Raw genomic sequence first — 23,446 nt, 5'->3', positions numbered from 1 at the left:
CCCAATGATCGATAAATTTGGAAACTATCGTCTTTTATAATAACGTTAATTGGCTGAAAAGGTTACCCTATGTCAAAATAAAAAACGCCGGCACAGCGTGTAACGTTGCTGCACAGACGTTTATTTGCGTTGTTTTTTAGTTGAACACGACGGTCTTGTTCTGATGTACCAGGATGCGGTCCTCAATATGCCATTTGACGGCCCGGGCCAATACGACGCGTTCGATCGTCCGCCCGATGCGCTTGAGTTCGCTGACATTGTCGCGGTGCGTGACGCGCTGCACGTCCTGCTCGATGATCGGGCCGCCGTCCAGTTCCTCCGTCACATAGTGGGCGGTGGCGCCGATCAGCTTCACGCCGCGCTCGTAGGCTTGGGCGTACGGCTTGCCGCCGACGAAAGCCGGCAGGAAGGAATGGTGGATGTTGATCAGGCGGTTGCGGTACGGCTCGATCAAGGCCGGAGACACGATTTGCATATATCTCGCCAGCACGATCAAGTCGACTTTGCCGCCGACGAGCTCCAGCTGTTTTTGCTCGGCTTCGCGCTTTGTTCCCGGCGTCACCGGGATATGATAATACGGAATGCCAAAGGATTCCACGTACTCTTTCATGTCCGGATGATTGCTGACGACCATGGAAATTTCGGCGTCCAAATCCCCGGCCTGCCACTGCCAGAGCAGCTCCACCAGACAGTGGTCCTCCTTGGATACGAAGATCGCCAGCTTCTTTTTGCGGCTGAGCTGGTAAATATTCCACTGCATGCCGAACTGCCCGGCGATGGCGGCAAAATCCCGCTCCAGCCCGGCGATCCGCCCATCGAGATTTTCCAGATCAAACTCTATCCGCATAAAAAACATGCCGCCCTCGGGATCCATCGTATACTGGTCCGATTGCACGATGTTCGCCCCGTGTTCATGCAGGAAGCGGGACACCGCCGCCACGATCCCCGGTCCGTCCGGACAGGAAATCAGCATCCGGGCCCGGTTGCTTTCATAAGGTTTCACCGGCCGACGGCCTGAGTGAATATGCGTTTCCATTGCTCTCCAATCCCCTTGCTCCTAAGATGATGTCGATTATTTGTGCGCGCTCGCAAACCATGCGACCAGACGCTGGTTGATCTGTTCCTCCGATCGGTCCGTAAACAGCCCCGCTTCGGCGACCATGTCGTACAGCCGCTCCAACGGCTCGCGCGGGTCGGCCTTTTTCGCTTTGGCATCGTTTTTCAGCACCGTCCAAGTGTCCAGGACAAAACTGCGCGGATGGATATCCTGTTTGCCGAAAAAGTCCCCCAAACGCTCCACGTCGGTCAGGAACGCCTCGCCGAACCGCTCGGCCAAATCACCGCGCAGCAGCGCGATTTCCACCTCATACATCGGACGCTGGGTTTTCGCGTCCTTGCCGACCCACGGCGTCTCCAAAATAAACGGCCGCCCCTGCAGCGCCTCGTGATGCACGACCCGGTGGATCGCCTCGAACCCGATCCAGCCTGAACCGATCGGCGTATGCCGGTCTTTTTGCGCGCCGGCCGGATTTTTGCTGTCGTTGATATGGACGACTTCAATCCGGTTCAGTCCGATCGTTTGATCGAATTTGTGCAGGACGCCGTCCAAATCGTTAACGATGTCATAGCCGGCATCATGAATATGGCATGTATCCAGACAAATCGTCAAACGTTCGTTATGCTGCACCTTGTCGATGATTTGCGCAATCTCTTCGAAGCTGCGCCCCACTTCCGTCCCTTTGCCGGCCATCGTTTCCAGGGCAATATGCACTTCGGTTTCGTTCGTGCCGTTCAACACTTCATTTAGGCCTTCCGCAATCCGGTTCACGCCATACTCGGCATCCTTGTCCGTAAAAGCGCCGGGATGAAGCACGATATTGCGCACGCCCAGCGCGTGGGTACGGCGGATCTCCTCCTGCAAAAAATCAACGGCAAGCTGATAGGTGTTCGACTTATATGAACCTAAGTTAATGATGTACGGCGCGTGAACGACGATTTCGCCGATCCCGGCCTGCTCCATCGCCTTTTTGCCTTCTTCAATGTACATCGTATCGATGGGCTTGCGCCGCGTGTTTTGCGGAGCCCCGGTGTATATCATGAACGAACTGGAGCCGTAGGATTCCGCCTCGGCCGTTGCGCTCAGCAGGCCTTTGTCCGAGAACGAAACATGGGAACCGATTTTAAGCATGAACATTTTCCCCCTTTTGGACAGTAAATCGCTAAACAAGCCTATTTTAGCTTGAATGCTGAAATAAATAAAGAAATAAGGTATAATTTCAATTTGAAGTATATTGTAACGTAAAACGCGCAGAAAATCTAAACAAGCGCCTGAGGTGATGAATCAATGCTGCAAATGGGGGTTCAACTATTAACGGCGGAAGGGCCCAATCGCTGGTTTATGAACGGGATTGCGTTTTGGGGATTTGTGCTGCTCGGCATGATGACGATCGGCGGATTTTTCATGTTCCGCAAATTTTTAAAGGTGCTCCCTAAAGCGGACGGCATGTCCAAGCTGGACTGGCAAAATCATTGGGTCGAGAAAAGCCGCCATCTGTGGACCGACGAAAGCAAAGCCTTTCTCGATCAGCTCGTTGAGCCCGTGCCCGGACCGTTCCGGGACATCGCCAAACATTCCATCGCGGCGGAAATCGGCAAAATCGCCCTTGAGGAAAAAGCTCCCGCGGTCACCCGCGATCACTGCATCAAAGGGTATATCGTAGCCACGCCAAAACGCGACAATAAATTTCTGGTCCGGTTTCTGGAACAGAACCAGATCGATTACCAGCCATACCGGCATCTGTTAAATAAATAATCGCAACGCGAAAAAACATCCGGCACATGAATTAGCTATTCAGACAGCCGGATGTTTCTTATAAGGAGGCGTAAGGATGAAGATCGCGGTTTTCGGCGGCACGGGTTTTATCGGCCGGGCCTTAACCGCTTATTGGCTTGAGCGGGGGCATCAAGTGATCATCGTAAGCCGTGAAAAAGGCGGCGGCAATCCTATGCAGTCAAAACCCGATGATCAGGCCGCCTTTCAGCCGTCCCTACTCAGCTATGTCACCTGGAGTGAGCTCGAAAAGGACGTCTCTCCGCTCGAAGGAACGGACGCCTTCGTCAATCTGGCGGGGGCGACGCTCAACACGCGCTGGTCCGAGCGCAATAAACGGCGGATTTTGGAGTCCAGATTAACTGCGACGAAGGCAGTTGCGCATTTGGCGCTGGCGCTCTCCCAACCGCCGGAAGTGATTCTGCAAGCTTCAGCCGTGGGAATTTACGGCACCTCCTTAACCAGGGAGTTTGACGAGTTTTCCCCGCCCGCCCCGGGGCGTGCCGATTTTTTGTCCGAAGTTACCAGCGCCTGGGAGGCCGCCGCGGACGAAGGGTTTTCCGGGCAACGTCTGGTCAAGCTGCGCATCGGCGTAGTGCTGGGCAACGACGGGGGCGCTTATCCCCTTATGCGCCTTCCCTACTTGCTGGGGGCCGGCGGACCCATTGGAAGCGGACGGCAGTGGGTGCCGTGGATTCACCTCAAGGATATCGTTTCATTATTCGATTACGCCCTGACCCATCCGGACATTCGCGGCCCGGTAAACGCCGTCAGCCCGAATCCGGTCACGAATGAACAATTCGGCCGGATTTTGTGCCGCGTCTACCGGCGCCCGTTTTGGCTCCCGCTGCCGTCCGCAATGCTCAAAACGCTGCTCGGCGAGCGGTCGATGCTCCTGTTGGACGGGCAAAAGGCGCTTCCCGCAGCGGCTTTGCGCGCCGGATTCACCTTTGCTTATCCCGAACTGGAACAAGCGGCCGCTCACTTGCGCGATGAAAAATAAAGGCAGCAAAGCCCAGAACCCGATCACTTGGAGATTCTGGGCTTTTTTAGGAGCGCATTGCCGCATTTTTGTGGGGGTCGTGGAAATAACGGTAAAAAAGGTCCTTATCTTCAGCAAGAAAAGGACTTAAATAGAATTAGAGGAGTTTTTTACTCCTATTTTTAGAAGATGAGGGTAATAAGGCGCCTTATCCAAGTATGTCCCCCAAATAAGGCCAAAAAGTTCCGCTATGTTAGGGCACGAGGGGGAAATCTCAAAATAACGCCACAAATTACCTCTATTTCAGAGAAGAAGCTTCCCATTCCCGTACCATACTTTCCTGTACACCTAAAATATCGATTTGCGCATCCCGCCAAATCAGACCTTTTCTCCAGCTATACTCTCGACTTCGAAAGCAAATACAGGAAGTAAGGAGCCCCGATCACCGCAACGACGATACCGGTCGGAATTTCATGAGGCTGAAACACCCAGCGTCCCAGCGTGTCGCCGACAATAACGAGCAACCCCCCGGCCAGCGCGGAGGCCGGAAGCAAATACTCGTGTTTCGGCCCGACCAATCTTCTCGCCAAATGCGGTGCAATGAGGCCGACGAACGAGATGCCGCCCCCGACGGCGACGCAGGAGCCGGTTAGCCCGACAGCGGCGGCCAGCAGGCCGAACCGCGAGCGCTCCAGCGGCGCGCCCAGACCTGTCGCCGTTTGGTCTCCCAAGTTCATTACGTTTAGCGCGCGCGCTTTTGTAAATACATAAGGTATCAAAACAACGATCCACGGAATCAAGGCAAGCACGAATTTCCAAGACGTCCCCCAAATATTCCCTACCAGCCAAATTTGCAGGTTTTGAAAATTTTCCGGCCGCAGGCGCAATTGCAATACGATCATCGCGGCGTTAATTCCCGCCGCAACCGCAATGCCAACCAGCACCATACGAATGGGAAGCAACCCGTAATTTTTCCTGAACGACAATACGTAAATAAGCGCAGCCGCCAACGCCGATCCCAAAAACGCCAGCAAAGGCATCAAAAACACGGGGGCATCGGAAGTCGTCGGATAAAACGAAATAAACAAAGTGACGGCGAGCCCTGCCCCGGCATTAATACCCAGCACGCCGGGATCGGCCAACGGGTTGCGCGAAATTCCTTGAAAAATGCAGCCGGCAACCGCCATTCCCATGCCGATCAGGACGGAATTGACGATCCGCGGCAGGCGGAATTGGAATAAGGCCAGTTCCTGTTTATCCGTCCCCATGCCGAACAGCGTTTTGAACACGTCAACCGGAGAGAGACGAAAATAGCCGGTATTCATGCTAAAAATGAACACGCCGACGATCAGCAAAGCAAAAATGATCATAACGATATACGCTCTGCGGGATCTTTGCTGCAGATGCAGCGGATAATTCCCCTTGTTCATTCCAATCCCCCCTTCTGCTTCATAGCCAGATAGAGGAAGAAAGGAACCCCGATCACGGCGATCAACGCCCCGATCGGCGTCTCATGCGGAGGATGAACCATCCGCGCCAAAATATCGGCAAACACCAACAACAAACCGCCTAGCAGCGCGGAGGAAGGAATCACCCACCGATAGTCGACGCCCACCAGAAACCGGGCGACGTGAGGAATCATCAAACCGACGAAACCGATCGCCCCAACGATCGACACGGCGCTGCCGGCAAGGACGAGCACGATGAGCATCCCGGCGATTTTGATCGTTCCCGTTTTTTGACCCAGCCCTGTGGCTACCTCTTCCCCGAGGCTGAGCAGCGTAATGGATTTGGACAGGAGCACAGCGGCGATAAGCCCGGCACCGATCCAAGGCGACACCATTTTAATCTGCAGCCAGGTGGAGCCGGAAATAGCCCCTGCATACCAGAACGCAAGGTCTTGTCCTATCCTGAAATAAAGCGCGATTCCTTCGCTGATGGCAGTCAGCAGCATGCTGACCGCGGCCCCGGCCAAGGTAAGCCGGACGGGCGACAAGCCGCCTTTGGACAGGGAACCGACGCCGAACACCAGTCCGGCTCCCAGTCCGGCTCCAATGAATGAATAGAACATCATCACCAAAAACGGCGTCCCCGGCAGCAACGCAAAACAGACGGCCAGCGCCAAACCGGCCCCCGCATTAAGTCCGAGCAAACCGGAATCGGCCATCGGATTCCGCGTCATGCCCTGCATTATGGCCCCCGCTACGGCGAGCGCCGCTCCGATCAAGGCGGCCGCAAGCGCCCTCGGCAGACGCAGCTCCATAATGATTTGATGCTGCGTCAGTTCCGGCTGAAAATGAAATACCGCGTTCCAAACCGTTCCCAGTCCGATGTCCGCGGCTCCAACCGAAATCGAAAGGCAAACGGCAAAAACTAGCAGCGCCGCTCCGCCAATGAGTACAATTGTTGCCGCAAGCGGGCGAGAGCGGAATTGCGGCTTGGAAGATTGTGTGACTGCCGACATATGCTGAACCATCCCTTAAACAAAATTTATTGCCTATGCACCGATGAAACCCGTTAATTCACGTAATTGAGAATCATTCTCGTTAATTATAACTGCTTTTGGACGGATAATCTACGGGTAGCACAAATTTTAAAAAGGAGGTTCGTTGAACCAGGTTACAATCCTTGGCACCCGATACACGCTGCAAAATAAACTTAAAGCATTTCCTTGCCAAACTTGAAAGATACCTCCGCCAACGAAAAAACATCCCCGGTTTCGAGTTCATATTCTTTATAGGGAGCAATGAGTTCTCCCTTAAAACGCGTTCCGTTTCGGGACCCCAGATCCTTGAGGCAGCATTTCCCCGGCGTCACCATTACTTCAACATGAGCGCGGGATACGCCCGGCGTTTGCTCCACGTACTGGGCCATCTCCTCGGAGCGGCCGATCACAAAGCTCCCCGGCTTTAAGGTTATCCGTTCCGGGCTTACTCCGTCACCGCTAAACCTTTCCAAATAATACCGGGGTTCGATTGCGTGCTTCGACTCGCCGGAAAGCATCGGCTTGTTCAAAAGCATCGTTGCCGGTTGGCCGGCGCCACCGCTTGCAGCCTCCCATGAGGATGCCCCTCCATAGGCAGGCGAAAAATGCTCCTGCCCGGTTCCGGACATCGCTAATTCCACAGCCTCCCCCCCGTTCCCCGTACCCGCTTCGGACTCAGATCGGTTGACTTGAAGAAACGGCGAATCTCCAAAAAAGTCTTCGGGAAAGGTGCCGTTTCGATCATATGCGGGAATGGCATCGGGCTGCTCATCGATTGCGTTTTCACGCTGCTTTGCCCCGCTTGCGGATTGCAGAACGGGCAGCTTTCCGCTGCAAATGAGGTAGGCTGCCCCGGTCAATAGAAACGTTGCCGCGAAGCAAATGTAAAGGCCGATGTTCCATGGCCGGTCCAGGTAGAGAAACTTCCAGCACAGCGCGTCCAGCAGGATGGCCCCCAAAATGCAGGATGTCGGCGTTATCCTAACTTTGGGCCCGGCTTCTTCCTCCTCCAAGCCGGGCCACTGTTCCCGCCCGGGATTCACCGAAGCAGCCTTTGGGATCTCCGGCGCATATCCGGAGAAGAGACCGTCCGGCAAGTACTCTTTGATCACCGTATGCGATGATTTCAATTCAGCCGGCGCATTCTGGCGGCCCATATTTAAACGGTCCGGCTTCAAGCGCTCCTCCCTCCGCAGCGGCGTCCGGCTCTTCCTCGCGTTCTCTGAAGCGGCAGCGACTACGGCAGCAGCAGGCGCATTAGCTTGCACCTGTTTCCCTTGGTTTGGGCCGGCTTGCTGCGGCTTGAAACGAAGCGCTTCTTCCGGGAACGCTGGATTCCCTTCAGCCTGCTCCGCAGCGGTCAACAGCTCCAGCAGCATTTTTTTCAACCGGGGTAAGGAAAAATGCTCCTCGCTGCCGCAAAAAGAGATGATCTGCTGTATCCCGTTTCCCTCCACCCGGCTCACGCTAACAAGCAACCGTGTGATCAAAGCCAGCAGCGCTTGAGATAGCGGGACAACGGCCAGAGCATCGTTCAAAGGCAAATAAGCAAAGTAAAAAACTCCGCAGGATAAGGGCTCCTCCACAAAAATATGCTCCTCGTCGAGCAAAACATTGGCGGGAGATAACATGTATTTTTTGCAATCGTCCAACACGGCAACCACCTGAAGCAGCAAACCGTAAAATTCGGACATGCCGATTTTGTCGCTCTTCAGACAGTGTGAAAGCATTTTTTTGCCGGTGATATCGTAATGCAGGCTTACCTCGAAATCCACCTCGCGAATATCCAGCCGCAGCAAATTGGGCACCGAAACCGCGGCCAGCATATTCCTTTGAACCCGGCTCAACTCTTCCGAGCGCAGCCCCTCCTCGGCCTTTAAAAGCATGTAGATTCCGCCGTTCCTGACAAAATCGGTTTGAAGCTGCTTCCGCATGAATCAGGCACCTCCTTTTCCAAATGCATAGTCCTCTTCACTGATAACAAAACGAAAGGATCGCCCCGGGCAGCACCGCCAGCATAAACGGAAACTGCAGCTGCCCCTTGGCCGCGGACTGAATAGGCGTAATGCTGCGGAAAATGACCGCTCCCCATACGCCCCTGACAACCCGCCGCAGCCGAAACAGCGTCTCCCGCCGGCACAACAAAATGAAAAGCCCGATACACCCAGCGGCCAAAATCGAATACATCATAACGGATAACGTAAAACTAATGCCCGTCCACGCCCCAATTCCGGCAAACAGCTTAACGTCACCTCCTCCGACGGCCTTCAGCAGATACAGGATAAACATCAGACCGAATCCAACCGCCGCGCCTTTAAAAGCATCCCCTATTCCGTTCCATGCCCCGGTCAAGGCGTGAAACAAAAATCCGCTCGTCAAACCCGTCAGGGTAATCCAATTAGGGATTTTCATCGTTCGGATATCCGTTACGAAAGCCGCTGCCAGCATCAAAAAACAACCCCAATATTCCCATGGCATCCATTTATGCCCCCTTCACATTATTTGGGACTGGTTACCTCAAACTCCATCGCCGTCCGCAACCCGTCTTCCGTTTCCACAACAAACGTCCACGTTCCCGGCGTCGTGTTTCCCCCGACCAGCCAATTCCATTCCACGATGCCTTCGCCGTCCGCCGTAGTTTCTCCCAAATATTTAGCTTGGCTGACGCCGCTCTTGTAAAAGACGGTCAACTTGGCCGTCTGCCCCGCCCCTACCTTCGCCTTTACCGTCGCCCGATGCCCGGCGTAAGCCGGATCCGGCTTGGACAGAATGACCGGAGCTCGTCCCTTGCCGTCGCCCCCGGCTTCCCCCGATTCCAGTTCCCCGGTATCGCCGATCCAAATGCGTTCCTCGGCCCGCGATTGAAGCACGACGCGGTTTGATGTAAACGGTACTTTAATCGGAAGCTCATAGCTGATTTCCAGCCCGAAATAAGGCCGCTTTCCCGTTTTTAAGTCGGGCACGGTAACGCGGCTTACATGCAAACGCTTTTCGGTTAACAGCGTTCCTTCAAGAAACGGCAGAAGCAGCGGTTTAACCGCGGGATCAAGGACGCTTTCCGCAACGCCTGTTTTGATATGCTGCAGCGGCTCGTCTCCCTTCTCCGCGGCATCCATTACCCAATCGGAGATCGGTTCAGGCAAAACGCCGGCATATTGCTTGGCCCATTCGCTCATAGAAAGGCTTGGCATTTTCCAGTTAAAAGAAGATCCTTCGCCTGGCGATTCGTCCTCGCCCCCAGCATTTCCCGCAGATTCGCCTGAGCCGGCCGACACCGCCAAAGCAACGGGGTATATATGGGCGGAAACCTGCCTGACGGCATTGGATGCGACCGTATTCAGCTGGCTGGACAACAGCGTCATATGTACCATATAAATAAACCAGAACAGCACCATCACAAAAACGGGCATAACCAGTGCGGCTTCCAGGACAATGCTTCCTCGCGCCAAGCCACTTTTCCGGCCAGCAACTTGTCGTTCATCAATATGAGAAGTCCGCTTGTTTCTCGGCATAATACCGGCTTCCTTCCACATTTCCTTTCAGTACGCCCGCCACTCCCAACGCTCTGGCAACCCCCGGCAAAAACCATAGCGACATCGATACCGAAACTCTCCCGCTCGTATAGGTCGCCCGCTCACCCGTGTCAATCCCCGTGTTCATCCGGATTACTGCGAGCATGCGCGACAATCTGTTCTCGCTTCTTCCATGCAACAGCAAAAATATCCGTAAATGATCCCTGTAGGTAAGATCAACTTTGATGTACTCGCTCAGCTGTATTTTACCTTCGCGCGTTAAGGCAAGCATGTCCGACAGCGCATGTTCCGCGCCGTACAGCAACGCGGCGGCCAGAACCAGCAGAGGATGGCCCTTTGATGCGTTTTTGATGAATCCCTCCATCGTCCGGATTGCCAAACGCATCGCAAAGATTTCTCCGTAAGCGGCGGCGATATTGCCTACCGGATTGTGAAAGCCGTACAAAATATATTCGGCCTCCTGCCGATCAGGCGCAAATTGATCGCCCAGCGTACCCGGTTTGTCCATGCCGGAGCTCCCCTGCAGCAGCTCATTCAGCGCACTTAAATCCAAGCAACGGAAATAGCTGGCGATGTATTCGGTTTGAAAAGCGTTGTCCGTCATTCCGCCCAATAGTCCGGATAACCCTCCGAATAGGCCGTCCATGTCCGCCATCGCCGAACCCCCCGCCCGATAGGGATCGTTATCGATCGCGGCGCCCGCCGCCTCATCCCCGCCCGATGCGGCCCGGTTCATGTCCCGGTTCGCTTCATAATCCGCTTTTAATTGATTAAACCGCTCTTGCTGGGCTTTCAGCTTGTTGCCAAACTGCTTAATTCGCGCGAGTAGACCAGTTGCTTCTTTCAGCTTGGCCCTGGCCGTCTTCTCCGCCGACTTGCGCTCCTTATCGCTCCCTCGATGCGATTCCAGCAGCTGCATATTGGCCTCCAAAACATTCGCCGCTCCCCGGTCCACGTAGCTCCGCATATATTTATCCGCCTTCCAGCCAACCCGGCGTACAGCCGTTTGCAGCTTTCTTGAAGACGTTACCGCCGATAAGACCCCGCTTTGCAGGGTGCACAGCGAGGTGATTTCCTCGTTCAATTGCTGAAAAGCCGCGGCTTGATCGTCGGTATCCGATTCGAGATCCGTAAAAAGTTCCTCGGAGAGGACAAGCGAACCGCTTTGCTCCCGTATTGCAGCAATCTGCTCCATCCCGCTCACTTGGCCGTCCTCCCTGGTGCTTGGCCCTGCAGCCACTTCGTTGTACCCCTTCTGGGCGGCGCGCTGCCCCGCCTCCTCTATCGTTTGTTTCATCTGCTCATTGATTTGGCGTGCCTCAGTAAGCAGCGCTTTGGCCTGCAGCAGCAAATTTTCATGCTTTTCTTCGGCTTTGGCGCGAATTTTGTCCAATTGCTTGTATACTTTGGACGTTTCGGAACGGTAGATTTCAATCTTCCATCGGTACTTTGGGTTCCCTGGCCCAGGTTTCTTATCCAGCTCAACCTTTTCCTTGTAATCGTCATACTGGGCAGTAAAGTCCAGGACTGAAGAGATCTTGCCGCCCAAAGGTTCGTCGTCTATCGCGAGCGCCGAACCCCTGGGCAGCAATTCCCCGAACCCCTCCGCCGCGCGTGCTGCCTGGCGCTGCATCTCCAGCAGCTCGTCGAGTTTCGCTTCGCGCTTATCGTACAGCTTCTGCAATTTGCCGAGCAAATCGACCGTATTCGACGCTTCCTTCATCACTTGCGCCATCGGTTTGAAGCGATTTAGAATTTCTACCGTTAGATCAATCGGCGCCCGGTATTTCATCTGCTCCTGAATTTGCCGTTCAAACGCGGCGTAGGAACCAAGCGGACGAAGTTGTTCAATTGCCGAGGATTCCAGCTTCGCTCCAAGCAGCGGCAATCCCCCGCTTCTTCCCGCAAACTGCAAAGAATCCTGGAGCACTTTGGACATAATGTAATTGCTGTCGGTCTCTCCTAACGCAAACAAACCGTACCGCTCGGCCAATTCCCGGTCGTACGAAGACATCACGGATCTGGCCGCGGCATGGGCCAATGCTTCCGTCTCGGCCTGCAGCGCAAACATTCTGGCAAAGTCGATAAAAATAGCCACAAAGGCGAATATCGCCGCAAACACCACAATTAAAAAGACCGTAACCGCTCCTGACTCCGAGCGTCTCTTTGCAAACAAACGCTTCGCCTCCTTTCCATCCCCCATCCCTGAATCCCGGCCTATTTGCCAAACAGCTTCAGCGCGTTTCCGGCCTCCGTCCGGTCCATCGGGTCTCCGCCTTTGCCCTTAAACTTTGCCCCATAATAGCGCGCCAACTCGACGGTGCGAATAAATTCCATAGGTTCGATAACATAAGCGTAAGAAGATCCGGTTTGGGAAATATCGCCCAACCAGCTCTCCAGCGGCGGCAATGGAACAAGCCGTTCCATTGCCACTTTAACTTTGCGCAAAAGCATGCGGTTGTCATATTCCATTTCTCCCGAGATGTTCCCGGGCAGCCCGCTTCCTGTCCTGGCCAGCTTTTTGCCGGCCAGCGAATCGGCGGAGGCAGCTCCGGCAGGCAAGCGAAGCCGGACGGCTCCGTTGGCCTCGCCCCAACCGAAAATGCTCTGCAGCATACCGTCGTCCTTGAGACGCCAATATAAAGAGTCATATTGCCCCTCCTCAAAAGCTCCGGTCAAATCGTTACGATAGCTGTTGTCCCAAGTGTAAGCGCTGCGTTCCGCGGCTGCGGAAGCGGCCTGCCCAAGCAGAGCGTTCTGGTACAGATACAAGCAGAAGAACAGCAAGACCAATATCGCGTAAAAAATGACCGGCAACACCAAGGACGCTTCCAGCGTAAAGCTTCCCCTCGCATCCCGCAGGCAACGCCGCATGTTTCGCCTACTTCCCGTCCATAAAGTCTTCGGTTTTCGTTTTTGCTTTGCCGAGCAGGCTGCTTACGATTTCTTTCAGTTGCGAACGGAAGATCACGGCAATAATGACGATGACCGCGATAATTAAAATCATCTCAAGCATCCCCAAGCCGTCCTCGTCATGCAAAAAACCTTTAACTTCCTTGCTCATTGTCGTTAACATCGGCCTTTTCCTCCTTAAATTTCAAAATTCGATGCCGCATACACTCCATGTTCTTGCTTCGTGATCAAAAGATGACTTTTTGAACTGCCTCCTAAAGGTCCATGATCATAAATGCGGGGGCGCCAACCAGCAGAAGGATCGCCATAAACATCAGCACCATGGGAAAAACCAGCTTTGACGAAGCCTGCTCCCCCAGCGTTTTGCTGACGGCCTTGCGCTTCTCCCACAACGAATGGGACAAGTCGCGCAGCGCCAGGGCAAAATCATGGCCCCCGCGGCGATAGTTCAGCAGCACGGCGGTGGTGAAGGCGGAAACCTCCTGAATTCCGCAGCGCTTGCTGAACCCCTCCATGGCTTGCTGGAAGGAATAGCCCCCTTCCCATTCCCGCAGCATTTGGAACAGTTCCCGGTAAAGCGGATGGTTCTCCTGTTCGCGCTTGCGTTCCAGACAGAGCTTGATCGCCTGCTGAACCGTTGAGCCGGCGCCGACGAGAAGCACGATTTTGTTCAGCAGCTCGGGAAGCTCCAGAATAACGGCATGCTCCCGCCGGACCACCTTGCGATGCAGATCATGGATCAAGGCAGCCGGAAGCAGCAAGGCTAGAACCGCACCGATCACGAGCCCCGATGAATCACCGTTCATCAGCAGGGACAGGACGCACCCCAAAGTAAGCAGCAGCCAGCTGTAAGTGAGCGTTTCGGCGAGAAACAGGAGCGTAAACTCACCGCTGCGCCGGTCGCCGCATATTTTTTGCACCGCCCGGTTCACTTTAAAGAACACGCCCGGAAACCGCCGGGACACCTTGCCCCGTTCCAGCAAATACAGTATTGGCGGCGACAAGCGCTGCAGCCTCAGCCCCTCCATGACAAATCGGGTACATCCGCTATAGCGGCGGAAGGATATCCGGTATACCCATCCCCATCCTCCCAGCAAAACCAGCAAGATCCCCCAAAGCACCAGGAACATCCGGCAAATCCCTCCTTAAACCCGAATATCGACGATTTTAAGCATCAGCCAGGAGCACCCGGCAAAAACGAGCAGCGCGGCCGCCGAGATCAGCAGACCGGCTCCGCTGTGCAGCGGCTGCATATAATCCGGCGAAGTCATTTCCATAAACAATAAAAACAGAATAGGAGCGGCAAGCATGGCCTTCGCTTCAAAGCGCTTTTGGGCAATCATGACGCTGATCTCCTGCCCGATCTCCAGCTTCTCGCCAATCAGCGCCGAGGTCCGCCGGACGATGTCCACCAAATCCCCGCCGGAGCGTTTGCAGGTCGTAAACACGTCGGCAAAATTGCTGATATCCTCCATGCCGGCCCGGCGGCTGAAATCCAGCAGCGCTTCCTCGACAGGCTGTCCGTACTCCATCCGCGCGCAGATGATCCCGAGTTCCCTGATCAAATCGTTATCCCCGTCCGGGTACAGCAGTTTCAAATCATCGATCGCTTCGCGGAACCCGTTCTCCACCGATCGGCCGGCGGCCAGCGAAGAGGAGAGGGAATAAAGCGCCTGCTTAAAATGCAAGCTGAGATTTTCTCTTCTTTTTCTGAGTAAATGCCTGCTCCAGGGCTTCGGCACAAACAACGCGCCGGCGGACAACCCTAAAGCCAGCGGGATGGAATGAAAAAAAACGCAGCCGACGGCGAATAAAGCCGCACCGCCGAGCAGCATGCATAAAGCCTTCTGCCGCCCCGTCAAAACATACACACGGTAATCGGCAAGACCTTCGGAGCGGGCCCCGCCCGCTGCGTTTCTTTCCCCCGAAAAAACATCAGTCCGCCATTTCATGCGGTCCCTCCTCCTTCTGCCGGAGCTTCCGGCGGCATCCCCGCCATCCGCAGCTTGTCCGTATGCAAAAGCCCTGCCCCGGTACTTTTCAGTCGGCCGATGACTTTGCCCTCCCGCTCCCCTTCCTCCTGAAAGACAAACAGCGGCCGCAGCACCACCTCCCCTTTCATTAACCCCGCCACCTCGGAAATCTCCATCACCCGGCGCGAACGGTCGCGCAGCCGGGACAAATGCACAAAAACGTCAATCGACGAGGCGATCTGCTGGCGGACCACGCTGATCGGCAAATCCGCGCCGCTGAGCACCATCGTTTCCAAGCGGCTGATCATATCCCCCGTACTGTTGGCGTGCCCGGTCGATAAGCTCCCATCGTGACCGGTGTTCATCGCCTGCAGCATATCAAGCGCTTCGCGGCCCCGGACCTCGCCGACGACGATCCGGTTGGGGCGCATCCGCAGCGACGAGCGGATCAGGTCGCGAATGGCGATTTCTCCTTTTCCTTCCGTATTGGCATTGCGAGTCTCCAGCGACACCAGATTCGGCACGGTCACGATTTGCAGCTCGGCCGAATCCTCAATGGTAATCACCCGCTCGTCCGGCGGGATGAACTGCGAGAGCGCGTTTAAAAACGTCGTTTTGCCTGAACCGGTACCGCCGCTGATAAAAATGTTGTATCTGCTTCTGACGAGCTTCTGCAGCAGCAAAGCGGCCTCCTCGCTCAGCGAACCGATGGCGACCAGCTTCTCCATTGTCAGCGGCTGTGCCGGGAATTTCCGGATCGTCATGGTGGGGCCTTTCAGGGCGATCGGCGGCAACACGATGTTTACCCGGGAACCGTCGCGAAGCCGGGCGTCCACGATCGGCGAAGATTCATTGACGACCCGGTTTACGCCGGAGACGATCGATTGGATAATGTCCTCCAGCCGCTCACGGGATTCAAAACGGACGGGAAGCCTTAGGACATGGCCTTCCTGCTCGACAAAGATCTCCTCATGGCTGTTGATCATGATTTCCGTGATCGTCCGGTCTTCAACAAGCGGCTGCAGCACATCGAGACCGCGGAAAGAATCGTATAACCGGCGAACCCATTTGCGCTTGTCGGAAGCCGTCAAATCGGCCAAACGGGCATCGTTCAGCACATACCCTTCAATGTACTCCAGCAGCTGCGCGTCGCTCATTACCTTTGTGACATCGAGCCCCATGCGTATATCGCTGCGCAGCGCAGCGAATATTTCCTCCTTCACCTTTACCCCTCCTATGCCGGGCTAGTTTCCGCACCGCCCAAAAGCTCGCGGCACAACTTCAGCACATCCCGCTGAAACGCGGGGGAATACGGCAGTTCGCCCTGCCTGCTTCCCTGGCTCCAGGAAGGGACAAACGACAATGTCGCTTGAATCGAAAGCCCCGGCTTCGGCAATTCGGTTACGATATTTCCGGTGTACTTGTTTAGGACAAACCGCGTTTTTCCGAGCAATTCATGGTATAAAGCAGCCCGCGAGCGTTCCAGGTGGGACAGCCAACCCCCCGTCTTCCGCATCACGCCCCATTCATCCGTGACAAGCCACACCAATTGATCCGCCCGCTCAAACACGCCTTCCGTTCTTCCGCCCGGATAGGAATCAGGATCAATAATGACCGCGTCATAAAGTCCGCTCCCCGCGATGTACTCGATAAGCCCGACAGCATCCTTTCGTTCCATTTCCAGCATTTCGTTGATATTCTCCAGCGGGCCGAACGTATCTCCCTGCAGTACCGGATGCCTGTAAGCATACATGGAAATCGGAAATTCCGGGGCCGCCCGTTTGTCGTCGGCAGCCTTAAGGTCATACAACAACCGGGCCAGTCCGGCCGTCTGCCCTTCCCTGAACGAGGGTCCGGCAAACAGGCTGCCGCTGCTTAACGTCTCGAGGTTCAAATAAAACACTTTACCTCCTTCCGCGGCCAGCTGCCGGGCCATGTTCAGCGCTACGGTCGTTTTGCCGCATCCGCCGACGCTGGAGTAGACCCCGATGACCGCCGCTTGGCCTTCCTCCGGCGCCTTCCCGGCTTTGCCGCCGCGAACATAGTCCAGCACCGTTTGCAGAAGCAGGTGGAGCGGCTGATATTTCTCCACGCAAGGTTTGCCGTCATTTGCGCTGCCTTCTTCGCCGAGAACGATCCATGAAATCCCCCGCTTGTCGGCCGCATCCATCGCTTCCCGAAAAACCGCTTCTCCCAGCACAGCGTCAACAAACCCGGCGGACTCCTCCAGGTATCTGTCCAGCGCCTCCTTGCGGCTGAACGCGGTCAAGATCAGATTGCGGTTGAACTCCCCGCTGCGGGCGTAATATAAAAAAGCTTCGATATACTGCTCATCCTGCACGGCAAGCACAAGCCGGATCGGCCCCATAAGTCTTCACCTTCCTTTGGACGAAAACAAAAAAGCACCGCCCAAAACCCGACACAAATCGGATCATGGACGGTGCTACCGTTCCCGTTATTCCTGAAATTTACTGTAAGAATATCACAGTTTTGGGTCCTCGGCAAGTCCCAAATTAAAAGAAAAAAGCACGGGTTTCCCCGTGCCCGCAAACTCTTAAAAATTACTTCGACAAAAGCTTGTCAAGCCATTGTCCCTCATCGATCTGACGGTGAATTTCACCGGAAAACTTCTCCATGCACTGGCAAATAAAATCTTTGCGGCAGACCGGGCACGGCGTCTTTTGAAGCCGGTTGACGTTCGTTAACCGCCAGTTCGGATCGCGGTGGTAAAACACACGGCATTCCGTTCCATCGGCCAATTTGGCGATAAACTCGTATAATCCATCATTGTAGTTGCTTCCGGCCTTCGTCACGTTCACAACTTTCGGTCTGTAAGACATTCGATCACCCGTATTATCAAATTTCATTCCGCTCCAGAGATACTCTCTTTTAGAGGTTTGAACCCGCACTTTTAGTACTTAGACATATTAAATAATTTTCTCCGGCGTGTCAACTTAAAAAGGCGCTAAAAAAGCTTGTTTGGCATTATAATTCCTGCATTTGGATAGGATGCGCAAAAAAAAGCGATTTCATTCCTCATAAAGCCGTTTTTAAATAAAAAGCCCCCGTCTCCGTTTATTTTCAGAGCGGGGGTGCTTGTCATTATTCTTTGATCTCTTCAAAAGAGGCGTCGTACAGCCGGAACATCGTCTTGTAACCGGACTCGTCGATTTTGATGCCAACATCGAGCCGGCCGGTTATCTGCAGCGCCTCCGGCTTGTAGCGAAGGTTGACATCGTCCGGTACGAACACGATCATGATTTTGTTCCAATACGTCTCGTCCCCGTTGTCAAAAGGGCATTCCGCACCCGGCTCAGGAATGAGCAGAAACCAGTGGTTTTCAAACGACAGCACCTCGCCCATAAACCCCTTGATGGTGACCGTTGAACCGCTGAGATCCCAAAAGCGTTCAGAAGGCGTCGTCTGATCGTCCCCATCAAAAAACTCGGACCAGCCGATGGTCGTCACATCCGACTTTGCCCCCTTCGCTTTACCGGAAGCGGAAGCGCGGGCCGGTTCGCTTGCGCCGCCGGACGTGTCGGCTTTCGCGATTCCGCCCGAACCGGAGCGCTTGGGCGAAGCCGCCGCGGCGTTCTTGCCTGAGGCCTTGCTTTGCTCAGACTTCGCGGTATCGGACTTTTTGGAGCTTGAGGCGGAGGAGGCCCGGCCGGCGTCCGATGCCTTCGGCTTTTCGGCTGTTTCCCCTTCCGCCTTGCCCGATTCGCCCGCGCCCGCCGCAGACGACGCTGCATCCTGCGGAGCTCCGGCGGCCGTGTCCGGCGCAGCCGCCTTATCCGGTGTGGCGGCGGCTTTCAATTTGGAATCGGCCGCGCGCTCGGTTTCCGGAGCGTCCCCGTCCTTCCGGACGGCCGGATTATTGTTTGAAGCTTGCTCCTGCTGCGGCTGTTCGCTCTCCGCCGTACCCGAGCTTTGCACCTCATAACTGAAGGGCGTCCCCGCCGACGCCGCGGCGCCGAACGATCCGGCTCCGCCCTCTAAACTCTCATCCTTGCCGCAGGCTTGCAGCAGCAGCGCCGACAGCACGAACAGCAGCCACAGCAGGGATAACTTTTTTTTCACGCTAAGCCATCTCCTTTCGTTACGCCCGAAATAAAGCGAGCGGGTCCATTCTGTACAGCCGGATCGCCGGCCCCAGCGAAGCCGCCAGCCCGATGATAAGCGTCCCCGCGGCAATATACGCCTGGTCCGGCGAAGCGCGGAACGGTTCAATCTGAATCCCCCCGTAAGCGAACAGCGCGTCCTTCAAAACAAACCCGGCAATATGACCGGCCAGGATGCCAAGCACCAGCCCCGCAGCGGTGACGAGCAGCCCTTCCCCGATCATCGTCATCCAGACGTAAGCCTTCGACTTTCCCAGCAGGCGCAGCAGGCCGACATCCTTCGTCCGTTCGCCGGCAGCGGCAATCAGGGACAGCAGGATCGAAATCGCCGCCAAAATAACGCATAGCCAGGTCAGGATTTCAACGATTTCCGCCCCGCGGTCCACCAGGTTGACGACATCGGCAACGGCTTTGCTCGTATAGGCAACCTGCACTTGCCCCGTTTGCTCCAGAGCGTTTTTGAGCTGCTGCGCTCCCAGCAGCGTCGCCGGCTTAACCAGAATCGCCGTGATTTCCTCGTCAGCCTCTTGATGCACGGCCCAGGCATAATCGACCGTCGTGAAGACGGCGCGGTCATCGGGCGTGTTGAGTCTGGGAAGAATCCCTTTTACCGTATACCTGAAGCTTCCGTGCTCATCGTGCTCATCGTGCTCGCCGTGCTCCTCCGACTCTTCCTCCAGGTGATGGGCTCCCTCGATCAATCCGTGCGCTCCGGCAAACGTATCGCCCACTTGAAGGCCGAGCATGCTCGCCACATACGTCCCGACCACAACCTCGCCGGTTTTCCCGTAAAGCTCTCCGGCGGCTAAAGCGCGATCCCCGTAACGGGTCAAAAAATAGGACGGCTCGATCCCGACGATCGGATACCCGTTGTAGTTGTCCCCCGCCGTCATCGCATATGCCGCGTCGACGCCCGGGTCCTGCCGGACCGTCTCCAGCGTTGCCAGCGGGATGTTGCCGGTCGGCGCTCCGATATGATAAAACGTACTGAGCACAAGCTGCGTTTCGCTCCCCGCCGCCCCGACGACGATATCGAAAGGCCCGTAGCCTTTCTCGGCCCCCTGCTCCACGCTGTCCCGCGACAGCGAAAGCAGCACGGTAAAGGCCACGGTTGCCGCCACCGAAACGACGGTCAACAGCGAAAGAAACTTGCGGTGCCAAATATTGCGCAGCAAAATCTGAAACAAACTCATCCCGTCTGCTCCTCCAAGGCCGCAGGCGCGGAACCGCCGCTGCCGGCGGCGGATAGTCTCCGGCGCTCTGCGGACAATCGGTTGATTTCCGCGATATGCAGGCGGCGCGGAAACCGGTCCGCCAAATTGAGGTCATGGGTGACCGCCACAAGCGTATGCTGCCGGCCTTCGCACAGCCGAAGCAGCAGGTCCGTCACTTCCTCCGCCGTCTCCCAGTCCAGGCTTCCCGTCGGTTCGTCGGCCAGCACCAGCGCCGGATCGTTGATCAGCGCCCGGACGATCGCCACCCGCTGCTGCTGACCGCGGGACAACTGGGACGGCAAATGGCGGCCGCGGTCGCTTAAGCCGACCTGCTCAAACCAATGGTCGATCAGCTCCCGCCGCTCTCTTCTTCCTTTCGTGCGGGGCAGCGTAATTTCTACGTTTTGCCTGGCCGTCAAGGAAGGAATCAAGTGAAAATCCTGAAGAATGTAGCCGATATGCTTCGCCCGGAAACGGTCCCGGGCCGCTTCCGACATCTGCTGGAGCTCCCGTTCAAACACCTGTACCTCGCCTTCGTCGGGACGCATCAAGCCGCTGACGATATGCAGCAACGTGCTTTTGCCCGATCCGCTCGGCCCGGTAATCGCCAGCTTCTCCCCTTGGCGCACCTCCCACTGGGGAATATCCAGAATCGGAATGTTTCGCCCGGCAACCTGAAACTGTTTTCTCAAACCGCGAATGTTCAGCATGAGTGCTCTCTCCCTCCGTTAATCCGTTAAGATGGAAAAACAGGAGAACACGGATCGTTCCTCCTGTTTTTTCGGAAAATCTGCCTGCCGGATTACTGCAATGCGATCCGTTCGGAAAGCGAGTCCCATTTCAGCGATTTTCCGGTCAGTTCGTTAAACGCCGCCAGCGGCAAGTACAATGTACCGTTGTCCACGTCGACCGTCAGCTTATTCGGGGCCTCGTCGGTTTTTGCGGATCCCGCTTTGAGGTCCACCGTAATCGTCTTGCCGCCTTTTCCGCTCAACGTCGCCGTGTTGCCGGATTCATTGTATGTCCCGCCGAGCGCTTCCGTTAAAGCCTTCGCCGGATAGAGCACTTCATTTTCGCGGTTGATTTTGAATTTCGGATACACATATTTGGATTGCAGCTCAGCCGTCGCCTTTTGCAGGTCCACGCCCAGTACCTCGGCGCCGGCAAACGCGATCTGCGTGTTGTCGATCTGTCCTTTGACTTTGTCGGCGATCGGCCCGTACGCCCACACGCCTACATCGACGGCGGAATGTCCGTGGCCGGACCAGCCGATCAGCAGCCGCTTGGAAATAACGGCGTTATATCCGCCCTCGCGTTTGTAGGAGGAACCGTCGCCATCGAGAATCAGCTTGGCTTCTTCATCCGTCAAGTCGGTGATCCAGGTGTTCTCCGCAACGATTTTTTTCACGTCGGCAATCGTTTTCGCTTCATTCAGCGCCGTCACCAGATACTCGGAGGAATGCTTTTGCTTGTCCCACAGGTCGATGTTGACTTCATAAATATTGTCCCGGGACAGGGATAAACCGCCGGTCTCATGGTCGGCCGTAACGACGACGGACGTATTGCCGTCCTTCTTGGCAAAATCAAGCGCCACCTTAAAAGCCGCGTCGAAATCGAGCGCTTCCTGCACCAGTGTCGGCAAATCGTTGGCGTGTCCGGCATGGTCGATCCGGCCGCCCTCGATCATGATCGCAAAGCCGTTTTTGTCGGCGGACAAAATCTCGAGCGCTTTGGACGTCATATCCGCCAGGCTTGGCGTTTCGTCCGTACGGTCGGGCACATAGGCGACGTGCGAGCTGCCGAACAGGCCGAGCACTTTACCTTCTTTCGCCGGCAGAGCCTTCAGCTCCTGGGCCGTTTTCACCACTTGGTAACCTTTGGCTTTAAACTCGGGCAGGAGGTTTTTGTCGCTGCGTTTTCCTTTTTCTTCCTTGGTGACGAAAAACGATTCCCCGCCGCCCAGCAGCACGTCCACGCCGCTGTCGAGGTACTGCGAAGCGATCGCGTTTTCGTTATCGCGATTGCGGACATGGGAGGCGTAAACGGCCGGCGTCGCATGCGTGATCCGCGCCGTCGTCACCAGACCCGTCGACTTGCCGCCGCGCTCGGCCGCCTCGATGATCGAAGCGAACGGCTTGGAGACGTCTTCGTTCGATACGCTGATGCCGGCGTTATACGTCTTGTGTCCGGTGGCGAAAGCGGTTCCGGCCGAAGCCGAATCCGTGACGATCCCGGACACGACGGTGCCCCCGTCTTCCCCGCGGTCCGCGTATGTAGTCGCTTGACCGACATAATACGGATCCAGATTCAACGACTTCGTGCCGTGCTCGTACTGCTGGTAATAACGCGCCGCCGAGATTTGCGCCGGCCCCATGCCATCGCCGATCAGCACGATCAGATTCCGCGATTTTCCGTTTGCCGCGTTTTGCTCCGGCTGCTCCCCTTTTGCCATGACGAAGCTTCCCGCCGAGACGACGGACAGCGCCAAACCGCTGATGGCCAATCCTTTCCAAAACTTGTTCATTGCTTCCCCTCCCCAAAATGACGAACTAAAGAGAAGTTTAATTGGGGAGTATTAGCCCGATGTTATAAGATTGTTCTTGTTTGGTAAAAAATTTCAGCCTTAATATAGCAAAAACATAAAAAGAGATGCCCCGCAAGTTTGCACTTACGGGACATCTCCGTCATTTTTTCATATGATGCGGTCGAGAGGACTCGAACCTCCACGGGCGTACGCCCACTACCCCCTCAAGATAGCGTGTCTGCCATTCCACCACGACCGCGAATGGTTTAGAAACGAACATTACTATTATATCTTCGCGGCGGCTAAATGTAAAGTGGTATTATTCCCCAGACTGCTTTCCCCTTTGTTTCCCGTAGCGGGCAAATTCGATATACTCCCGGACGAAAGCCCGCTCCGATTCCGACAGCGCGGCAAAAAAGGCGTTCCAGTCGCCGTCCCGGGCCGTATATTTGGCTTTGCCTTCGTTTACGGCGGAAGCCTGTTTTTCCCGTCCGGTCATGAGCCAATCCAAACTCACGTCAAAAAAATCCGCAATTTCGATCAACTTATTCGAGCTCGGCGTTGACTTCCCGCGTTTCCAGTCGCCCAAATTCCCCGTGCTGATGCCAAGCTTCAAACAAAACGCCTTTTTGGTCAGACCCGCATTTTTAATCAGCAGTTCGATACGCTCGTAAATGGACAACTTCTTCCCCAACCTTCCCATAACACCGTAATCATCTCGCATTTACGTTATTTTTTCGATTGTTAATTTACGCATTTACGTATACAGTGTGGATGAAACAAAACTATTGTTCCTGCGTATTCGTGTAAAGAAGGGGTTTTTGAAGATTAAGAGGCTGCTTACATCTTAACACAGCGCCTTGAAGGACTT

The 23,446-nt window shown here is 55.3% G+C and carries 22 protein-coding genes and 1 tRNA gene; 2 read left to right on the top strand and 21 right to left on the bottom strand.

Translation table 11 applies throughout. The features are described from left to right. Positions 1 to 136: 136 nt before the first annotated feature. Together purU and NYE69_RS11100 are read right to left on the bottom strand one after the other, a co-directional pair. Entirely contained in the window at positions 137 to 1,036 is a 900-nt protein-coding gene (gene purU, locus NYE69_RS11105) for a formyltetrahydrofolate deformylase (protein ID WP_328273388.1), read from the bottom strand. A 36-nt stretch (positions 1,037 to 1,072) separates the two neighbouring features. After that, a complete protein-coding gene (locus NYE69_RS11100) occupies positions 1,073 to 2,188 on the bottom strand; it encodes a deoxyribonuclease IV (protein WP_328273387.1) in 1,116 nt (371 codons plus the stop codon). 156 nt (positions 2,189 to 2,344) lie between these two features. Here NYE69_RS11100 and NYE69_RS11095 point away from each other — a divergent pair, with 156 nt between their 5' ends. After that, positions 2,345 to 2,812 (top strand): DUF2621 domain-containing protein, encoded by a 468-nt coding sequence (locus tag NYE69_RS11095; protein WP_213511254.1) that lies wholly within the window; start codon positions 2,345 to 2,347, stop codon positions 2,810 to 2,812. Positions 2,813 to 2,888: 76 nt separating this feature from the next. Beyond that, positions 2,889 to 3,833, top strand: a complete 945-nt coding sequence (locus NYE69_RS11090) for a TIGR01777 family oxidoreductase (protein WP_328273386.1) — start codon at positions 2,889 to 2,891, stop codon at positions 3,831 to 3,833. Positions 3,834 to 4,207: 374 nt separating this feature from the next. On the opposite strand, the gene NYE69_RS11085 is transcribed toward NYE69_RS11090, so the two are convergent. From NYE69_RS11085 to NYE69_RS10995, 19 genes are all read right to left on the bottom strand, one after another. After that, positions 4,208 to 5,242: a FecCD family ABC transporter permease gene (locus tag NYE69_RS11085; protein ID WP_340926193.1), complete on the bottom strand. Its 1,035-nt coding sequence runs from the start codon at positions 5,240 to 5,242 to the stop codon at positions 4,208 to 4,210. Beyond that, positions 5,239 to 6,288 carry a FecCD family ABC transporter permease gene (locus NYE69_RS11080; protein ID WP_155620547.1) on the bottom strand — a complete coding sequence of 350 codons (1,050 nt, stop codon included), beginning with the start codon at positions 6,286 to 6,288 and terminating at the stop codon, positions 5,239 to 5,241. Before NYE69_RS11080 ends, NYE69_RS11085 begins: the two co-directional genes overlap by 4 nt. A gap of 182 nt (positions 6,289 to 6,470) precedes the next feature. Beyond that, positions 6,471 to 8,231, bottom strand: a complete 1,761-nt coding sequence (locus NYE69_RS11075) for a DUF6382 domain-containing protein (protein ID WP_340926192.1) — start codon at positions 8,229 to 8,231, stop codon at positions 6,471 to 6,473. 37 nt (positions 8,232 to 8,268) lie between these two features. Continuing rightward, complete coding sequence (locus NYE69_RS11070; RefSeq protein ID WP_340926191.1) at positions 8,269 to 8,775, bottom strand: A24 family peptidase; 507 nt, start codon at positions 8,773 to 8,775, stop codon at positions 8,269 to 8,271. Between the two features lie 20 nt (positions 8,776 to 8,795). Continuing rightward, on the bottom strand, positions 8,796 to 9,746 hold the full coding sequence (locus tag NYE69_RS11065) for a TadE/TadG family type IV pilus assembly protein (protein WP_340926189.1): 951 nt from the start codon (positions 9,744 to 9,746) through the stop codon (positions 8,796 to 8,798). A gap of 31 nt (positions 9,747 to 9,777) precedes the next feature. After that, positions 9,778 to 12,006: a hypothetical protein gene (locus NYE69_RS11060; protein ID WP_340926188.1), complete on the bottom strand. Its 2,229-nt coding sequence runs from the start codon at positions 12,004 to 12,006 to the stop codon at positions 9,778 to 9,780. Positions 12,007 to 12,047: 41 nt separating this feature from the next. After that, positions 12,048 to 12,704 carry a TadE/TadG family type IV pilus assembly protein gene (locus tag NYE69_RS11055; RefSeq protein WP_340926187.1) on the bottom strand — a complete coding sequence of 219 codons (657 nt, stop codon included), beginning with the start codon at positions 12,702 to 12,704 and terminating at the stop codon, positions 12,048 to 12,050. A 7-nt stretch (positions 12,705 to 12,711) separates the two neighbouring features. Beyond that, positions 12,712 to 12,906, bottom strand: a complete 195-nt coding sequence (locus NYE69_RS11050; RefSeq protein WP_328273445.1) for a Flp1 family type IVb pilin — start codon at positions 12,904 to 12,906, stop codon at positions 12,712 to 12,714. A gap of 91 nt (positions 12,907 to 12,997) precedes the next feature. Next, positions 12,998 to 13,873: a type II secretion system F family protein gene (locus NYE69_RS11045; RefSeq protein WP_340926185.1), complete on the bottom strand. Its 876-nt coding sequence runs from the start codon at positions 13,871 to 13,873 to the stop codon at positions 12,998 to 13,000. Between the two features lie 15 nt (positions 13,874 to 13,888). Next, positions 13,889 to 14,695, bottom strand: coding sequence for a type II secretion system F family protein (locus NYE69_RS11040; protein ID WP_340926184.1), 807 nt, complete (start codon positions 14,693 to 14,695; stop codon positions 13,889 to 13,891). Further along, on the bottom strand, positions 14,692 to 15,939 hold the full coding sequence (locus tag NYE69_RS11035) for a CpaF family protein (protein WP_340926183.1): 1,248 nt from the start codon (positions 15,937 to 15,939) through the stop codon (positions 14,692 to 14,694). The genes NYE69_RS11040 and NYE69_RS11035 overlap by 4 nt, the downstream gene beginning before the upstream one ends. A gap of 11 nt (positions 15,940 to 15,950) precedes the next feature. After that, positions 15,951 to 17,084 carry a nucleotide-binding protein gene (locus NYE69_RS11030; RefSeq protein WP_340926181.1) on the bottom strand — a complete coding sequence of 378 codons (1,134 nt, stop codon included), beginning with the start codon at positions 17,082 to 17,084 and terminating at the stop codon, positions 15,951 to 15,953. A 193-nt stretch (positions 17,085 to 17,277) separates the two neighbouring features. Then, positions 17,278 to 17,556: a hypothetical protein gene (locus tag NYE69_RS11025; protein ID WP_340926180.1), complete on the bottom strand. Its 279-nt coding sequence runs from the start codon at positions 17,554 to 17,556 to the stop codon at positions 17,278 to 17,280. Between the two features lie 262 nt (positions 17,557 to 17,818). Then, on the bottom strand, positions 17,819 to 18,796 hold the full coding sequence (locus NYE69_RS11020; RefSeq protein ID WP_270619671.1) for a hypothetical protein: 978 nt from the start codon (positions 18,794 to 18,796) through the stop codon (positions 17,819 to 17,821). A gap of 19 nt (positions 18,797 to 18,815) precedes the next feature. Next, on the bottom strand, positions 18,816 to 20,030 hold the full coding sequence (locus NYE69_RS11015) for an ABC transporter permease (RefSeq protein WP_328273993.1): 1,215 nt from the start codon (positions 20,028 to 20,030) through the stop codon (positions 18,816 to 18,818). Continuing rightward, positions 20,027 to 20,761 carry an ABC transporter ATP-binding protein gene (locus NYE69_RS11010; protein WP_155620555.1) on the bottom strand — a complete coding sequence of 245 codons (735 nt, stop codon included), beginning with the start codon at positions 20,759 to 20,761 and terminating at the stop codon, positions 20,027 to 20,029. The genes NYE69_RS11015 and NYE69_RS11010 overlap by 4 nt, the downstream gene beginning before the upstream one ends. 92 nt (positions 20,762 to 20,853) lie before the next feature. Beyond that, positions 20,854 to 22,575 carry an alkaline phosphatase gene (locus NYE69_RS11005; RefSeq protein ID WP_270619673.1) on the bottom strand — a complete coding sequence of 574 codons (1,722 nt, stop codon included), beginning with the start codon at positions 22,573 to 22,575 and terminating at the stop codon, positions 20,854 to 20,856. A gap of 176 nt (positions 22,576 to 22,751) precedes the next feature. Beyond that, positions 22,752 to 22,834 (bottom strand) — tRNA-Leu (locus tag NYE69_RS11000). Between the two features lie 60 nt (positions 22,835 to 22,894). Further along, a complete protein-coding gene (locus NYE69_RS10995) occupies positions 22,895 to 23,278 on the bottom strand; it encodes a helix-turn-helix domain-containing protein (protein WP_340926179.1) in 384 nt (127 codons plus the stop codon). Between the last annotated feature and the right edge of the window lie 168 nt (positions 23,279 to 23,446).

This window comes from Paenibacillus sp. FSL R5-0527, from assembly GCF_038008055.1.
Lineage (GTDB): Bacteria > Bacillota > Bacilli > Paenibacillales > Paenibacillaceae > Fontibacillus > Fontibacillus macerans.
The sequence above is the reverse complement of the archived record's forward strand: the minus strand, read 5'-3'. Positions and strand labels throughout refer to the sequence as shown.

Excerpts from the sequence above, each read along its gene's own strand:
- NYE69_RS11030 (WP_340926181.1), bottom strand. The coding sequence starts at position 17,084 with ATGGGGCCGATCCGGCTTGTGCTTGCCGTGCAGGATGAGCAGTATATC.
- NYE69_RS10995 (WP_340926179.1), bottom strand. The coding sequence starts at position 23,278 with ATGGGAAGGTTGGGGAAGAAGTTGTCCATTTACGAGCGTATCGAACTG.
- NYE69_RS11095 (WP_213511254.1), top strand. The coding sequence starts at position 2,345 with ATGCTGCAAATGGGGGTTCAACTATTAACGGCGGAAGGGCCCAATCGC.
- NYE69_RS11040 (WP_340926184.1), bottom strand. The coding sequence starts at position 14,695 with ATGAAATGGCGGACTGATGTTTTTTCGGGGGAAAGAAACGCAGCGGGC.
- NYE69_RS11090 (WP_328273386.1), top strand. The coding sequence starts at position 2,889 with ATGAAGATCGCGGTTTTCGGCGGCACGGGTTTTATCGGCCGGGCCTTA.
- NYE69_RS11010 (WP_155620555.1), bottom strand. The coding sequence starts at position 20,761 with ATGCTGAACATTCGCGGTTTGAGAAAACAGTTTCAGGTTGCCGGGCGA.
- NYE69_RS11085 (WP_340926193.1), bottom strand. The coding sequence starts at position 5,242 with ATGAACAAGGGGAATTATCCGCTGCATCTGCAGCAAAGATCCCGCAGA.
- NYE69_RS11070 (WP_340926191.1), bottom strand. The coding sequence starts at position 8,775 with ATGCCATGGGAATATTGGGGTTGTTTTTTGATGCTGGCAGCGGCTTTC.
- NYE69_RS11050 (WP_328273445.1), bottom strand. The coding sequence starts at position 12,906 with ATGTTAACGACAATGAGCAAGGAAGTTAAAGGTTTTTTGCATGACGAG.
- NYE69_RS11005 (WP_270619673.1), bottom strand. The coding sequence starts at position 22,575 with ATGAACAAGTTTTGGAAAGGATTGGCCATCAGCGGTTTGGCGCTGTCC.
- NYE69_RS11045 (WP_340926185.1), bottom strand. The coding sequence starts at position 13,873 with ATGTTCCTGGTGCTTTGGGGGATCTTGCTGGTTTTGCTGGGAGGATGG.
- NYE69_RS11025 (WP_340926180.1), bottom strand. The coding sequence starts at position 17,556 with ATGTCTTACAGACCGAAAGTTGTGAACGTGACGAAGGCCGGAAGCAAC.
- purU (WP_328273388.1), bottom strand. The coding sequence starts at position 1,036 with ATGGAAACGCATATTCACTCAGGCCGTCGGCCGGTGAAACCTTATGAA.
- NYE69_RS11100 (WP_328273387.1), bottom strand. The coding sequence starts at position 2,188 with ATGCTTAAAATCGGTTCCCATGTTTCGTTCTCGGACAAAGGCCTGCTG.
- NYE69_RS11080 (WP_155620547.1), bottom strand. The coding sequence starts at position 6,288 with ATGGTTCAGCATATGTCGGCAGTCACACAATCTTCCAAGCCGCAATTC.
- NYE69_RS11075 (WP_340926192.1), bottom strand. The coding sequence starts at position 8,231 with ATGCGGAAGCAGCTTCAAACCGATTTTGTCAGGAACGGCGGAATCTAC.
- NYE69_RS11015 (WP_328273993.1), bottom strand. The coding sequence starts at position 20,030 with ATGAGTTTGTTTCAGATTTTGCTGCGCAATATTTGGCACCGCAAGTTT.
- NYE69_RS11055 (WP_340926187.1), bottom strand. The coding sequence starts at position 12,704 with ATGCGGCGTTGCCTGCGGGATGCGAGGGGAAGCTTTACGCTGGAAGCG.